9 protein-coding genes and 5 pseudogenes are annotated in these 14,629 nt (G+C 69.1%); 8 read left to right on the forward strand and 6 right to left on the reverse strand.

Annotation, left to right across the window (positions count from 1 at the left end; all coding sequences use genetic code 11):
* The first annotated feature begins 131 nt into the window (after positions 1–131).
* The 4 genes and pseudogenes from ACIO9J_RS29695 to ACIO9J_RS29710 all read left to right on the forward strand — a co-directional run bounded on the left by ACIO9J_RS29695 (position 132) and on the right by ACIO9J_RS29710 (position 4,593).
* Complete coding sequence (locus ACIO9J_RS29695) at positions 132–893, forward strand: DeoR/GlpR family DNA-binding transcription regulator (RefSeq protein ID WP_402006190.1); 762 nt, start codon at positions 132–134, stop codon at positions 891–893.
* On the forward strand, positions 890–1,837 hold the full coding sequence (gene pfkB / locus ACIO9J_RS29700) for a 1-phosphofructokinase (RefSeq protein ID WP_402006193.1): 948 nt from the start codon (positions 890–892) through the stop codon (positions 1,835–1,837). The genes ACIO9J_RS29695 and pfkB overlap by 4 nt, the downstream gene beginning before the upstream one ends.
* 68 nt (positions 1,838–1,905) lie before the next feature.
* Positions 1,906–2,860, forward strand: a pseudogene (locus ACIO9J_RS29705) (fructose PTS transporter subunit IIB); the annotation flags it as partial.
* A 1,201-nt stretch (positions 2,861–4,061) separates the two neighbouring features.
* Positions 4,062–4,593 (forward strand): annotated as a pseudogene (locus tag ACIO9J_RS29710) (NUDIX hydrolase).
* On the opposite strand, the pseudogene ACIO9J_RS29715 reads toward ACIO9J_RS29710, so the two are convergent.
* Positions 4,571–5,533 (reverse strand): annotated as a pseudogene (locus ACIO9J_RS29715) (hypothetical protein); the annotation flags it as partial. The pseudogenes ACIO9J_RS29710 and ACIO9J_RS29715 overlap by 23 nt on opposite strands.
* Here ACIO9J_RS29715 and ACIO9J_RS29720 point away from each other — a divergent pair.
* Positions 5,534–5,965, forward strand: a pseudogene (locus ACIO9J_RS29720) (replication initiator); the annotation flags it as partial.
* Positions 5,962–6,114 (forward strand): hypothetical protein, encoded by a 153-nt coding sequence (locus ACIO9J_RS29725; protein ID WP_402006195.1) that lies wholly within the window; start codon positions 5,962–5,964, stop codon positions 6,112–6,114. The pseudogene ACIO9J_RS29720 and the gene ACIO9J_RS29725, both read left to right, overlap by 4 nt.
* Here the strand turns inward: ACIO9J_RS29725 and ACIO9J_RS29730 are convergent.
* A complete protein-coding gene (locus ACIO9J_RS29730; protein ID WP_402006198.1) occupies positions 6,108–7,736 on the reverse strand; it encodes a recombinase family protein in 1,629 nt (542 codons plus the stop codon). The genes ACIO9J_RS29725 and ACIO9J_RS29730 overlap by 7 nt on opposite strands.
* Before the next feature lie 46 nt (positions 7,737–7,782).
* Between ACIO9J_RS29730 and ACIO9J_RS29735 the strand changes: the two are divergent.
* Positions 7,783–8,856: pseudogene (locus ACIO9J_RS29735) on the forward strand (PTS fructose transporter subunit IIC); the annotation flags it as partial.
* Positions 8,857–9,025: 169 nt separating this feature from the next.
* A complete protein-coding gene (locus tag ACIO9J_RS29740; RefSeq protein WP_402006200.1) occupies positions 9,026–9,241 on the forward strand; it encodes a hypothetical protein in 216 nt (71 codons plus the stop codon).
* 36 nt (positions 9,242–9,277) lie between these two features.
* Here ACIO9J_RS29740 and ACIO9J_RS29745 read toward each other — a convergent pair whose 3' ends face one another.
* The 4 genes from ACIO9J_RS29745 to ACIO9J_RS29760 form a co-directional block, all read right to left on the reverse strand.
* Positions 9,278–10,045, reverse strand: coding sequence for a DUF6227 family protein (locus ACIO9J_RS29745; RefSeq protein ID WP_402006203.1), 768 nt, complete (start codon positions 10,043–10,045; stop codon positions 9,278–9,280).
* 213 nt (positions 10,046–10,258) lie between these two features.
* Complete coding sequence (locus ACIO9J_RS29750) at positions 10,259–11,476, reverse strand: Ig-like domain-containing protein (protein WP_402006205.1); 1,218 nt, start codon at positions 11,474–11,476, stop codon at positions 10,259–10,261.
* A gap of 178 nt (positions 11,477–11,654) precedes the next feature.
* Positions 11,655–12,701, reverse strand: a complete 1,047-nt coding sequence (locus tag ACIO9J_RS29755; protein ID WP_402006208.1) for a P1 family peptidase — start codon at positions 12,699–12,701, stop codon at positions 11,655–11,657.
* Between the two features lie 38 nt (positions 12,702–12,739).
* A complete protein-coding gene (locus ACIO9J_RS29760) occupies positions 12,740–13,981 on the reverse strand; it encodes a low temperature requirement protein A (RefSeq protein ID WP_402006211.1) in 1,242 nt (413 codons plus the stop codon).
* Positions 13,982–14,629 lie beyond the last annotated feature (648 nt).

Genomic DNA, 14,629 nt, shown 5'->3' on the forward strand with positions numbered 1-14,629 from the left:
AGGGGAGCGCCTCCTCGGGACTGAAGTCCGTTTGTGTCCGTACGGCCCCCGAATCTGTTTACTTTCCGGAAATCCAGCCGTAGCCTCCGAGTGAAACCACACGTTCGGGCATGCGGCGGAGGCAAACGGACATGTACGCACCGGAGCGACAGCAGGAGATCCTGCGGCTCGCCCGCGACGGCGGGCGGGTCGACGTGCTCTCCCTCGCCGAGGAGTTCAAGGTCACCGCGGAGACCATCCGGCGCGATCTGAAGGCCCTCGACCGGGCCGGACTCGTACGCAGGGTGCACGGCGGCGCCATACCGGCGGGGCGGCTCGACTTCGAGCCCGACCTCGCCGAGCGCGAGGGCACGGCCGCCGACGAGAAGGACCGCATCACCCGCGCCGCACTCGCCGAGCTGCCCGCGGAGGGCAGCATCATCCTCGACGCCGGATCGACCGTCGCGCGGCTCGCCGCTGCGCTCCCGCTGGAGTCGACGCTCACCGTCGTCACCCACGGACTGCCGACCGCGGCCCGCCTCGCCGACCACCCCGGCATCCAGCTGCACCTCATCGGGGGCCGGGTCAGGCAGCGTACGCGCGCGGCCGTCGACGCCTGGGCCCTGCGCGCGTACGGCGAGATCCGCGCCGACGTCCTCTTCCTCGCCGCCAACGGCTTCTCCGCCGAGGGCGGCCTGACCACCCCCGACCTCGCCGAGGCCGCCGTGAAGCGCGCGGCCGTCGCCGCCGCGCGCCGCGTCGTGCTGCTCGCGGACTCCGCCAAGCACGGCCAGGGGCACTTCGCGCGCTTCGGCGGCCTCGCCGACGTCGACCTCCTGATCACCGACACCGGCCTCGCCCCCGACGACGCCGCGGCCATCGAGGCCGCAGGCACGGAAGTAGTACGCGCATGATCCTCACCGTCACCCCGAATCCCTCCCTCGACCGCACCTACGAGGTCCCCTCCCTCGACCGCGGCGAGGTCGTCCGCGCCACCGGCGACCGCATGGACCCGGGCGGCAAGGGCGTCAACGTCTCGCGGGCCGTGGCCGCCGCGGGCGTGCGGACGGTCGCCGTACTGCCGCTCGGCGGCGCGCCCGGCGCGCTCGTCGCCCAGCTCCTCGACGAACAGGGCATCGAGGCTGCCCCGGTCCCGGTCGCGGGCCAGACCCGGTCCAACATCGCGGTCGCCGAGCCGGACGGCACCCTCACGAAGATCAACGCACCGGGCCCCGAACTGTCGGACGCCGAGCGCGAGTCGCTCATCGCCACGGTCGGCGAGCGGTCGGCGGGCGCCGACTGGATCGCCTGCTGCGGCAGCCTGCCGCGCGGCCTGCGGCCCTCCTGGTACGCCGAGCTGGTGGCCCGCGCGCACGCCGCGGGCGCCCGGATCGCCCTGGACACCTCGGGCCCCGCCCTGCGCGCCGCGCTCGCGGAGCGCCCCGACGTCGTCAAGCCGAACGCCGAGGAACTCGCGGAGGCCGTGGGCCGCCCGCTCGCCACGGTCGGCGACGCGGTCGAGGCGGCGGAGGAACTGCGCGAATGGGGCGCCCGCGCCGTCCTCGCCAGCCTCGGCGCCGACGGCCAGCTCCTGGTCGACGCGTCGGGCGCGTACTTCGCGAGCGCCCCCGTCGACGTGGTGCGCAGCAACGTCGGCGCGGGCGACTCCTCGCTCGCCGGCTTCCTGATCGCGGGCGGTACGGGCCCGGCGGCGCTCGCCTCCGCCGTGGCGCACGGCGCCGCCGCCGTCCAGCTCCCCGGCAGCGTCATGCCGTCGCCTTCGGACCTGGCACCGGACGCGGTCACGGTGACCGACGAGGTCCCGCTGAACCGCGTACTGACGGAGCCCGCCGTATGAACCCGCCTCCCGCCGACCCCCCCGACAGCCCCCGCCCACCGGGCGATACGCGTGCGAAGGAGCCCGCGATGACCGACATGATCACTGCGGACCTGGTCGACCTCGAACTCGACCTGTCCGCAGAAACCAAGGAAGCCGCGGCCCGCTCGCTCGCCGAGCGCATGGTGGCGCTGGGCCGGGTGACCGACCTGGAGGGATTCCTCGCCGACGTGGCGGCCCGCGAGGCCCAGATGCCGACCGGCCTGGACGGCGGCATCGGCATTCCGCACTGCCGCAGCGCCCATGTCACCGAGCCGACCCTGGCCTTCGGCCGCTCGGCCAGGGGCATCGACTTCGGCGCCCCCGACGGCCCCGCCGACCTGATCTTCCTGATCGCGGCCCCGGCCGGCGCGGACGACGCCCACCTGACGATCCTGTCGTCGCTGGCACGACAGCTGATGGACGGGGGCTTTGCGGGGTGCGGACGATGCTGCCGCGGCGGCGCGCTTGATCAGCGGCGAGGAGCCCGCTCCCGCTGTGGGCAGCGGTTCCGCCGGGGCGGAACGGGTGGGCTCGGCCCCCGGTGCCGATGAGCCGTCCCCGGAGGCGCCGGCCGACGAGGCTCCCGCGTTCAGGATCGTCGCCGTCACCTCCTGCCCCACGGGCATCGCCCACACCTACATGGCGGCGGAGTCCCTGGAGAACGCGGCCCGCGACGCAGGTGTGGAACTGACGGTCGAGACCCAGGGCTCGGCCGGTTTCACGCGGCTGGACCCCGAGGTCATCGCGGCCGCCGACGCAGTCGTGTTCGCGCACGACGTCCCCGTACGGGACAAGCCCCGCTTCGCGGGCAAGCCCACCGTCGACGTGGGGGTGAAGGCGGGCATCAACCGCCCCGCCGAACTCATCGCGGAGGCGAGGGAGAAGGCGGCCCGCGGCGAGACCACCGCCCCGACAGGACCCACGCCGGTGGAAGGCACCGGCGACGAGGGTGACGGCTACGGCACCAAGCTCCGCAAGTGGCTGATGTCCGGCGTCAGTTACTGGCGTCAAGACACTTGGAGAAGGTGCAGGTCAAGGCCGCTATGGATGAAGAGCTGGACCTCTGGGCGAGTCGGCAGGCAGCCAAGACACCGAAGATCCCTGATGAAGTTCTGCGGGAGCTGGCCGAGGGACTGGGTATTGAGCTGGGCGAGTGATCTCGAACGGAAGAGGAGGGGCCCACCCGATGCGGGTGGGCCCCTCCTCCGCGTGGTGGCCCTACTTGATTCAGTGGGCTGGCGGCATCGTGCCCTAGCGTCGCGCTAGATCTACGACCGATACACCGTGGATCACGTGCATCCCCAAAGGGACACGGCAACACCAAGGATGGTGACTCCTACAGGGCCGGTCGCGACGGCTGCGCCAAGCCCCGTCACGCCCAGCGAAGCTGCACATTTCCAAACCTGTTGCTGCTGCTTCGAAGTCAGGGAAGGGCCGCCAATGTAGCGGTAGTTCTTGCCCTTGTAAGTGAAGCAACCAACTGACGAAGAGCAGTACTGGCTCTTAGGGACTTCCTTGAAGACGCGCTTTCCGCACTTCGATCCGGGAGGGCAGTACTTCTTTGTCGTCACGCACTTCTTGGAGGGTGCGCAGACACGCTTGGACGCGGCATGTGCGGGTGCCGCTGGCCCGATGCTGAGGAACAGCACCGCGAGAGCGGTAATTGCTGCTGCGATCAGCAGCCGAGGATGCCGTCTGCTGAGCCTTAGGGGTGACGCAGTCCCACTGATTTCCATTTCAACTCTCCCCGATGGAATTCGGTAGCGGGTGGATTACATCTCCAAGTCGGGTTGGTTGACCTGCGACTTGGGGTCCAGAGCAACATCCCACATCGGGTCGATAGTTGCACCCCCGAAATGAGGGATAAGTAAAGAACGGGACCTTAGGCTCAATGGGAAAGGGGACTTTAGTCCCCATGTTGAACTGGGGGCCTAGTGGTGTTCCCTGGGTGGTTTCAGCCTGAACGAGAGCGCCGAGTGACTGGGTGTGTCGAAGGCGCGGCACGGCGAGAGTTGGTCAACCGGCTAGGCGTCAAGCTGTGTGGGTGCCCCGACGTACGGGGGAGGGGCTAGGAGCTCTGGCGGTCGTCTGGACGTAGGCGGCGAGGGGAGAGTCTCGTCAAACTGACGCGAAGAGAGCCGAACTTGCGTCCCCTCTCCGATCCGTCTGAGATCCTGGAGACCGATCGAGAGGGGCCGCAGGTATGGAGTGGAAGGCCCACGGTGAACGACAGGTCTACACCAACAAGTGGGTGAATCTGTGTCTGGTCGACGTTCAGCAGCCTGACGGACGCAGGTGGGAGTACCACGTCGTGCGCCTTCGGCATCTGGCCGTTGCCGCCGTGGTGAACGATCGCCGAGAGGTCCTCTGATGTGGCGGCACCGCTTCATTACGTCGTCCTGGGCCTGGGAGTTGCCCATGGGCTTGGTCGAGGATGGCGAAACCCCCGAAGAGGCAGCGGCGCGTGAAGTCCAGGAGGAGACGGGCTACCAGCCTGGCCCGTCAAACCTCTGATCTACGCCGAACCTGCCAACGGGATCACCGACTCGCAGCACCATGTCTTCCGCATCGATGGCGCCACCTACGCGGGGCCGCCGACCGAGAAGAACGAGTCGGACCGCATCGAGTGGATTCCTCTCTCAGAGGTACGAGGAATGATCGACCGGAAGGAGATCGTGAGCAGTGGATCGCTCGTCGGTCTCCTCTACCTGCTCATGGATGAATCGATCCGCTGACAGACGGCAGGAGTGCCCGTAGCCGTGCCTCGAAGGCCAGGACTATGGGCTCCTGCCTGTGCGGGGTCAACTGGACGTAAAACTCTCTGAGATGGCCTGTCACGCGCTCGGACGCCACGGCACGTGCAGACTCCAGGGCTTGTGTGGCCGTGTGGCATGCCTGATCGATCTTGCCCTGTTCCAACTGGGTTCGTGCCAGCCAGAACGAGTGGAACGCGCGGCCTCGCTGGTTGGCGTGGTCCTCCCGGCGCATCGCGTCCGCGATGAGAGGTTCCGCCGTCGCGGCCTCGCCCAATCGCCCGTGCGCGATGCCGGTATCCACAATGAGCTTCGGCTCGTCGAAGTAGCTGATCCACGATGGATCGTGATCGCTTGCCCGGATCTGCTCGAAGTGGTGACGGGCCTCTCCGAGGGCCCGGTTGGTGGAGTTCCTGTTGCCGAGCGTGGCGTGTGCGAAGGCTTCGCGTATGGACAGCATCGACAGGACGCGTGGGGTGGTGGCCAGCGCCGAACGAGCTTGGTCCTGGGCGGCGGTCACGAAGGCGAGTGAGTCCGCGGGCTTGTCCTGGTAGGTCGCCTGCAGACTCATACAGGACAGGATGTTGGCCATGATCTGGCGGTCGTCGCTCTCCTTGGCCAGTTGCAATGCCTCGGTGAAGTAGGCACGGGCCTGGTTGTACTGGCGAGCGTCAAAGTAGGTCCATCCGGCCAGGCGCGCCAGCTCAGCCGCGACGCCGTAGAGGCCGTTCTGGATGGCGGCATGCCGGTTCTCCTCCAGGAGCCCCACCACATAACGCAGCTGTCCCACGATCGCCGGCCTGAGTGCCGCACCGCCGTGCTGATCGTCGCGTCGCCAATAGTCCTCGATGGACGAGTGGAACGCATCAAGCGTGGCTGTGTTGAGAGTCGTTCTGGTGGTCAGAGCCAAGATGCCCCCGACTGCGAGGGCACCGGACAGGCCGAACTCATCAGGGCCCTCCCCGTTCAGCAGCACGCACGGCAGATGATCCGCACCGCTTGGGCCCTCGGTCACCTGCCTGAGTTCGTCCACCTCAAGCTCTGGAAGTGGGCCCACATGCTCGGCTTCCGTGGCCACTTCTCCAGCAAGTCCCGCGCCTACTCGACCACTCTCGGGGCGCTCCGCGACGTACGCCGCGCCTGGCGCCTAGCCCAAGCCGACGCTGCCCGCACCCGCGCCGGACTCCCCACCACCGACGAGAACACCACGCTCGTCACCGCCTCCTCCTGGACCTACCTCAGCAGCGGCTACCGCGCAGGTGAAGAGCTGCTCGCTGCGCAGGTCCGTCATGAGATCGAAGAGACCCAAGCGCAGCAGAAGCGCGCCGCAACGGAAGGGGAGCTCTGGCAATGACAGTTGTCCCCCTGGCCGCCGACCGGCTGTTGCCTCGTGACGAGGACCAAGTGGCGCGGCATATTGAGGAATGGGCCACCGCACAAGCGAGAGCCGTCCCCCGGCTGGGCGAGGGACAGCTTGAGGAACTGCGCGAGCTGCTTCAGTAGCGCTTCCTTGGAACCGGCTCCAACAGCTCCACATCGAACCGGCTGCTCCGGGAACGCCCCTGGGGGAGCGGGTGGACGATGACGGCTTGCAGCACGATCGCTATGGCTCTGCCGCGTTGGCGCATGTCGAACTCCTTCTCCCAGCGTTCTTTGGAGAACCCGGCGAGGAAGTTCTTGGCGGCTTGCTCGGCGTAGAAGTCGTCGCGGTCCTTCTGCGATGCGGTGACCTGGGCGTCGTTGTCGTCCTTGAACTCCAGGTACTCGGCAAGGCCAATCTGTCCGGCCTTGTACGCGTCCTTGATCTCCTGTTGCTTGGCAATCAGAGCGTTAAGCGTCTCCTCGCCGTACCAAGGTTGCTCCTGGGGTACCAGCCCTGAGTACTGCTCTTCAAGAACCTTGATCACCATGCGCTTTACGGCGTCGTCCATGAGGTCGGCACGGCGGCTCACTTTGTTGCACCGCGGATCTCCGCACCGGTACCGGTCCTGCTTGTTGGTGCCGGTGGGCCCCATGCCCTTCATCTTCGCCAGGCACATCGTTCCGTCTTCCCTCACGTATCCGCATCTCGCGATGTTCGTCAGGAGAAATCGGCGAGTGGCCTCTGCGATGCCTCGGTAGTCCTTCTTCCCTTCCCGCTTCACCTTCTCGCGGTAGCGGGTCGATGCCGTGTCTCCGTCGAGGTTGAACCAGACAGTGCAGCGGCCAATGAGCCTGCGCCACTCCTCCGGCGTGCAGACGGTCTCCCATTTTCCGATGAGAGGATTGCCTGTCTTGGAGTCGTGGACCAACTCGCCGCTGATCATGCGGTATCCGCAGAGTGCGGGGTTCGTGAGCATGTATTGAACCGGCGTCGTGGACCACTTGTTGCCGCGCACGGTCAGAAAGCCGCTCTCATCGAAGTGCTTGACGATCGTGGACCAGTGCTTGCCCTTCAGCGCCAACTCGATCGCTGTACGCAGAACTTTGGCTTCCTTGGGCTCCAACTTCTCGTTGACCTTACGTCCCGCCTCGGGGTTTGCCCCCTTCCATCCAAACCTGCGCGGACCGACCGGTGCACCTTCAAGAGCCTGATCTCGGACGTTCCGGCTGACGCGACGTTTGACCTTCACGACTTCACGCTCGCCCATAGCGGAGTCGAGTAGCCCCCGAAGCATCTCGGCGTCGTTGTGCACGTCCAACACGGTCTTCGTGTCTGTGATCGCGTACAGCCCGTTCTTGTCGACGGTCAGTGCGCGGTGCAGCTTCAGGTAGTCCTCGGGGAGTCGCACGACGCGCTCTTCCTCAACGACGAACAGCCCGTGAACCGGATGCCCTTCCTCGACCTTGCGGGCGCGTAGATCACGGACTAGGCGTAGAAAGGCCGGTCGGTCGATGTCGGGGTCCGCAGCCGTGATGTGGTTGTCCGTGTAGCGGTACACGATCGCGCAGCCGTGTTGCTCGGCGAACTCGTCACAGTTGCGGTGCTGCCTGCCGACGCCCTTCTCTTCCCGCCGGTCCTGGGTGATCCGGGCGTATGAGCAACAAGGCTTGCGGTCACCAAGCCACTCCTCGAAGGGCTGCCCCTCGGCAAGTGCCCGTTGAAGGTCAGGGTGTATCTGCCACTTGGAAGACGGCTTGGCCACTGCTAGCCTCCGATCGCAAGGTCAAGTACCTGAGGGACAGTACTCCGTCAGTTACATGGTCCCGTTCGTCGCCGCGGGCGGCCTCCTCATCGCCCTGGGCTTCGCCATCGGCGGCTGGAAGATCGACAAGGCGCCGTCCGTCGCCGAGCACTTCATCTGGACGGACCACACCAGCTGGGCCGCGCTCCTGTTCCAGATCGGCGGCCTGGCCTTCGCGTTCCTGGTCCCGGTCCTGGCCGGTTACATCGCGTACGGAATGGCGGACAGGCCCGGTCTCGTACCCGGCTTCGTCGGCGGCTCGGTCGCGGTCACCATCAACGCCGGTTTCCTCGGCGGTCTCGCCGCGGGTCTGATCGCGGGCGCGGTGGTGATGGGGATCCAGCGGGTCCGCATCCCGGCCGTGCTGCGCGGGATCATGCCGGTCGTGGTGATCCCCCTGATCTCCTCGGCGGTCGTCGGCTTCCTGATGTTCCTCGTCGTGGGCAAGCCGATCGCTTCGCTGCAGAGCGCGTTGACGGACTGGCTGGAGGGTCTGTCCGGGGCCAACGCGATCATCCTCGGCGTCATCCTCGGCCTGATGATGTGCTTCGACCTCGGCGGTCCGCTGAACAAGGTCGCGTACGCCTTCGCGGTCGGCGGCCTCGCCCACCCGACGGACGGCAGCCTCAAGGTGATGGCCGCCGTGATGGCCGCGGGCATGGTCCCGCCGCTGGCCATGGCCCTGGCCACGACCGTGCGCGGGCGGCTCTTCACGAAGACCGAGCGCGAGAACGGCAAGGCCGCCTGGTTCCTCGGCGCCTCCTTCATCACGGAGGGCGCCATCCCGTTCGCCGCGGCCGACCCGCTGCGGGTGATCCCCGCCTCGATGGCGGGCGGCGCGGTCACCGGCGCCCTGTCGATGGCGTTCGGCTGCACGCTGCGGGCCCCGCACGGCGGTGTCTTCGTGGTCCCGCTCATCGGCCAGCCGCTGCTCTACCTGGTGGCCATCGCCGCGGGCGTCTGCGTCTCGACCGTGGTGGTCGTGCTGCTCAAGGGCGCGCGTAAGCAGGCGCCTTCGGAGCAGGAGGCCGCCGGGGCCGCCGCGTCCGCGGAGGACGAGCGCGTCCCGGCAACGGTCTGAGGCGAGTGAGCCCCGGTAACCCGCAACCGGATGAGGCGTTTAGGTCCCGGAGTATGCGACATGCATCACTTCGGGACCTAAGTCCCATAACCCCCCTGTCGTAAGTCCTGGCCCTTGTTGTCTACTGGGCCGCATGTTCCAGGGTGTCTCGATTGTTCAGCAGATAGGCGTGTCAGTGCTCGCCGTGGCGACCGTCGTCTGGGCCGTCGGCCTGGTGCGGGTGCTGCGCAGGGACCGGTTCGACGTGGACGTGTGGCGGCAGGCCCAGGCGCTGCGCGCGCTGCCGGTCCAGCAGGGTCCGCCGCGTGCGGAGACCGTGCAGCTCACGGCCGACGAGCGCGCCGCCTTCGCCGGTCTGGTGCGGCAGTTCGGTGACCGGGCCTGAGGGTCTGACACCCGCCGCGCGGGCCCAGGGCCCTTCCTAGGGCCTGTCCGGCGTCGCCCCTTCGCGGGCCCTGCGCTCCATCGCGGCGCGGGCCGCCTCCTCCGTGCCGTACACCTCACAGCGGTGGTGTCCGTCGGGGGTGAGCGTGTGCTCGACCTCCCAGAGGCTGACCTCGCCGCCGTCGAAGAGCAGGAACGCGTGCTCGTAGAGCGAGAAGCACAGGCGCGCCTCGCCGGCCAGGCACGGGCGGCCGAAGGCCTGGGTGATCTGGTGGGCGAACGCCGAGCGCAGCAGCCGCGCCACGTCGTCGCCCGGCCGGTCGTCGGTGTTCTCCGCGCGGCGCAGGAGCCGGCGCGCGTGGTCCGCGGAGTCGTCGAGGGCGTACGCGTGACGGGGTCCCGCGTCGGCCGGGAGCTGGAGCACCATGGGGCGGCCGCAGGCCGGGGTGTCCGGCGGCAGCGCGAGGCGCGAGCTGGCGACGCCCGCCTCCTCCTCGTCCGTGTAGATCTCGTGCTGCGGGGCGCGGCCGGGCGCGGTGTTGTGGACGAGCTCCCAGAGCGTGAGCACCGTCGCGTCGGCGAGCAGCCAGGTGTGTCTGAACGTCTCGCGGTGCAGGCCCGCGCTGTGGTGCGCGGAGTGCAGCGAGCTGTTGTGGGCGAGGGCGGAGTCGAGGCGGTGCAGCACCTCGTCCGGCAGGTCGAAGGAGTTCAGCGCACGGCCGAGAAGTCGCTCGAGATGCTCCTCGGGGGAGTGCGGCTCGGGCGACTCGGGTGGCTCGTACGCCGTTTCGTACGGAACGCTCAAGGCTTCTCCCGGCATTGCTGCATGTCACCTGGTGAGTGCATACCGTAGCCCCTGGGTCGGACATCATGCCCGGGAACGGGAAAACGAACGAGCCACGCGGGAAGTTCCCACGTGGCTCGCTCAGTTGGGGCGTGTGCCGGGCCGCCGGCCGGTCCGTCGATCAGTCCGTCGCCGGGTGGTGGTGGCGGTGGCGGTGGCGGTTGCGGTGGCGGATCAGACCGCGCTGCCCGCCGTCCACTGGCTCCAGTCCATGTTCCAGCCGTTGAGGCCGTTGTCCGGGGCGATGGTCTTGTCGGGCGAGCCCTTGACCGTCACGATGTCGCCGATCAGCGAGTTGTTGTAGAACCAGGCGCCCTGCGTGTTCGGGTCGCCCGCGCCCCGCGCGTCCTGGAGGCCGACGCAGCCGTGGCTGGTGTTGGCGCTGCCGAAGATGGACGGCGAGCCCCAGTAGTTGCCGTGGATGAAGGTGCCGGAGTTCGACAGGCGCATGGCGTGCGGCACGTCCTTGATGTCGTACTCGCCGCCGAACCCGACCGTGTCACCGTTCATCCGGGTCTGGGTGAACTTCTCGGAGATCACCATCTGCCCGTTGTACGTCGGGTTCGAGGGGCTGCCCGCGGAGATCGGGACGGACTTGATGACCTTGCCGTCACGCTCGACCGTCATCTTCTTGGCCCCCACGTCGACCGTGGAGACCTGGGAGCGGCCGATGGTGAAGGTGACCGTCTTGTTCTGCACGCCGGTCGCGCTGTTCGTGCCCTTGACGCCTTCCAGGGCGATCTTCATGGTGACCGTGGAACCGGCCTTCCAGTACTCCTGGGGCCGGAAGTCCAGGCGCTGGTTGCCGAACCAGTGGCCGACGACCTTCTGGCCGCTGCTGGAGCTGACCGTGATGTGCGACTGGACGTCCTTCTTCTCCGTGATGGCCTTGTCGAAGGTGAAGGAGACCGGCATGCCGACGCCGACCTTGGCGCCGCCGTCGGGCGTGTAGGTGCCGATGAAGCTGTTGGCCGAGGAGATCGTGGTGAACGTGGCGTTCTCGGTCGCCGCGTTGCCCTTGTCGTCCTTGGCATCGGCGGTCACCTTGTACTTGGTGCCGCGCTCCAGCTGGGACTTGGGCTTCCAACTGGAGCCGTCGCCCGCGATGGTGCCCTCGACCGCGGTGCCGGACGGGACCGCCGTCATCTTCACGCTGGTCAGCTTGCCGCCCTTGACCTTCACGCCGGTGGCGTTGATCGAGGCGTCGGTGGCGCCGTCCTTCGACGAGATGGTGATGTCCGCGCCCTTGGGCGCGGAACTGCCGCCCTTCTTGTCGTCCTTCGCGTCGGCGTCACCGCCGCAGGCCGTGAGGGTCAGCGCGCCCACGGCGGCGAGCGCGGTGGCGGCCAGCAGGGCACGGCGCCGGGGGTTGACTATGACCGACCTTGTCACGGGCTGCTCCAAGTACGTTTTCTGATCCAGTACGTTCTGATCCAGTACGAGTAAAGAGCGGCCTGTGGTACGGAGGGGTTCCCTCCGCTTGGTGTGAGCACGGGCACATCGGGGCGCGCGGAACCCGCCAATGCGGCCTCCAGCGGGGCGATTTGGCCGTATTGGGCGTTTGGTGACGCTATCGCCCGTAGAGGTCGCGGTACGCGGGGAAGGTGCCGCCCGGCGTCCGTACGCTCTCCGCGGCGAGCAGCGCCCGCACGATCGCGCTCGTCACCACGTCCGCGCCCGCGGCGAGCACCTCGTTGAGGGCGAGCGGGCTCTCGGTGGGCAGGGCGTGCTCGCCGGTGGCGAGGGCGAAGACGGTGTCCCCGTCGTTGAGGAGGTGGACGGGCCGCACGGCACGCGCCATGCCGTCGTGCGAGGTGCCCGCCAGCTTCTGCGCCTGGGCCTTGGTCAGTTCCGCGTCGGTGGCGACGACGGCGAGGGTGGTGTTCAGCGGCCGCGCCCCGTTCGCGGGGCCCGCGTCGGCGAGCCGCCGCGTGGCCTCCTCGTGCACCTCGGGGTCGGGGTAGTCCACCCGGCGGCCCGCGAAGTACTCCCCGTACGGCACCCCCGTCGCCGGGTCGATCCCCGAGCCCGCGGCGTTCGCCACGACGAGCGCCGCGACCGTGATCCCCGAGGCGAGGCGGACGCTCGCGCTGCCGACGCCGCCCTTGACCCTGCCGACCACGGCGCCGGTGCCCGCGCCGACGTTGCCCTCCCTGACGGGGGCGAACGGCTCGGCGCGCGCGGCGTCCTCGACGGCGGCCCGGCCGGTCGCCGCGTCGGGGCGTGCCGTGAAGTCCCCGCCCCTGCCCAGGTCGAAGACGGCGGCGGCCGGGACGACGGGCACGACGTGCGCGGGGTCGGGCCCGACCCGCACGCCCCTGCCCCGCTCCTCCAGCCACGCCATCACCCCGGCCGCGGCGTCCAGGCCGTACGCGCTGCCGCCGCTCAGTACGACGGCCTCCACGCGCTGCACCAGGTTCCGCGGGTCGAGCGCGTCCGTCTCCCGGGTGCCAGGCCCGCCGCCGCGCACGTCCACGGCGGCGACGGCCCCGCCCTCGGGTGCCAACACGACGGTGGTCCCGGAGAGTTGCCCGTCACCGAACAGCGCGGCGTGCCCGACCCGCAGGCCGGCGACGTCGGTGAGGGAACCGGTGGGCGTACGCGGTGTGTGAGTCATGCGTCGATGCGTATCACGGGGTGTGGCCTAGGGGTGTCTCACGGGGCGTGGCCTGGGGGCGTCTCACGGGGTGTGGCCTGGGGGCGTCGGCTCATGCGCGTGGTGAGCGTCACGCCCGTGGTGACCGTCGCCACCGTCACCAGGCCCGCCACGAGGACCGCCCAGCGGCCCGCGAACGTGGCGGCGAGCACCGCCAAGGCGCTGACCGGCAGCACCAGTTGCTGGGCCAGGCCCACCTTGTAGTAGCGGGAGTGCAGCGCCCATACGGTGATCAGGTAGAGCGCCGTCGGCACGGTCACCGCGGCGGACGCCGCGAGCGTCGAGATGTGCGCCTTGCCCACGGCCTGCTCGACCGCGACCTCGATCCCGGCGCCGATCGCCGCGGCCGAGCCGAGGATCACGTAGTGGCCGTACCCCCACAGGAACGCCTGCCGGTTGCCGCTCAGCCTGCCGTGGATCGGCACCACGAAGTAGATCCACCACGCGGCGAAGACGATGAGGAGGCCGCCCGCGGCGATGGGGAGCAGCTCGCCCAGCGCGTCGTGCTCCTCGATGCCCGACTTCACGGCGACGGTCGCCGCCGCGATCGTCTCGCCGAGCACGATGATCGTGAACAGGCCGTACCGCTCGGAGATGTGGTGCGGGTGCCAGGCCGTGGTGTAGCCGCGCTCGGCGATCACCGGCACGCACATCTCGGCGATCGCCATCCCCAGGAACAGCCAGGACCGGCCGCCCTCGGGCAGGAACAGCAGCCCCGTCCAGCCGATCTGGCAGATCAGCACCCCGACGGCGTACCGGATCGCGGTGGTCCGCTCGGCTCCGTCCGCCGCCCTCGCGACGCGCAGCCACTGGGTGGCGAGCGCGATGCGCATGATCAGGTAGCCGAGCCAGATGAGGAGGAAGTCGTGCTCCTCGAAGGCCCTGGAGACCCCGGCGGCGAAGACCAGGACGCCCGCGATCTGGACGAGCGTGACCACGCGGTAGAGCACGTCGTCGTTGTCGTACGCCGAGGAGAACCAGGAGAAGTTCACCCAGGCCCAGAACAGCGCGAAGAAGAGCATCGCGTAATTGAGCACGCCCTCACCCGCGTGCCCTTCGGCGACGGCGTGCACGAGCTCGACACCGGCCTGGGCGACGGCGACGACGAAGCAGAGGTCGAAGAACAGCTCGAGCGGCGTCGCCGCGCGGTGCTCTTCGTCGCGGCCGCGGGCGAGGAGGGGGCGGAAGGGGCGGAGGGGTTTGGTGAGGTCGGTGGGGCTTGGTGTGGGGGAGGACGTCATTGGTCCAGGACAGCAGAAGTGGTGGGGTGAAGCGGGGTGCGTCGCTTGTGGGGGCGGGGTGGCCACTCGGGCGACGCAAGGGGGTGGGCTGGCGGGCGCCGCCTTCGACCGGCGTGTGGGGCGTCGCCTCGGGCCGCGTCTCGGGGCGGGGCCGCGGCGGTATGTCCGTCCTCGCTATCCCGGTGAGCCGTCGTGGTCATGCACCTCGGCTCGTGGCTGCTTGTGCTCCGGGCGGACATACCGCCGCGTCCCCTCGGGTCTCGCTCGCGGGTGCGGGACGGTGGGTGCATCCCTGCCGCCACCGCCACCGCCACCGCCACCGCCACCGTCGTTGTCGGTGCCGCCACCGTTGTTGCTGCCGCTGCCGCCACCGTGGTTGTTGCTGCCGCTGCCGCTGGCGCCGTCACCGCGACGGCTGCCCCTGCTGCCGCCGCTGCGGGCGTGGGCTGAGGGTCTGCCCGCTGTGGGCATGGGCCGAGCGTTCGCCCGCTGCGGGCATGGGCCGAGGGGCCGCCCCGCTGTGGGCAATCGTGCCGCTGGGCGGCACGGGTGGGCACAGCCCACGGTGCCGAGGGGCGGGGACGGGGGCGTCGGCCACGGTGCGGGTGGTTTGGTGTCACGGTGCCGAGGGGCGGGAACGAGGGCAGA

The sequence above is a fragment of the Streptomyces sp. NPDC087300 genome (genome assembly GCF_044744425.1).
In the GTDB taxonomy this organism is placed as follows: Bacteria; Actinomycetota; Actinomycetes; order Streptomycetales; family Streptomycetaceae; genus Streptomyces.

What these genes read in the sequence shown, in the direction of transcription:
- ACIO9J_RS29695 (WP_402006190.1), top strand. Translation starts at nt 132, where the DNA reads ATGTACGCACCGGAGCGACAGCAGGAGATCCTGCGGCTCGCCCGCGAC.
- pfkB (WP_402006193.1), top strand. Translation starts at nt 890, where the DNA reads ATGATCCTCACCGTCACCCCGAATCCCTCCCTCGACCGCACCTACGAG.
- ACIO9J_RS29725 (WP_402006195.1), top strand. Translation starts at nt 5,962, where the DNA reads ATGACAGTTGTCCCCCTGGCCGCCGACCGGCTGTTGCCTCGTGACGAG.
- ACIO9J_RS29755 (WP_402006208.1), bottom strand. Translation starts at nt 12,701, where the DNA reads ATGACTCACACACCGCGTACGCCCACCGGTTCCCTCACCGACGTCGCC.
- ACIO9J_RS29760 (WP_402006211.1), bottom strand. Translation starts at nt 13,981, where the DNA reads ATGACGTCCTCCCCCACACCAAGCCCCACCGACCTCACCAAACCCCTC.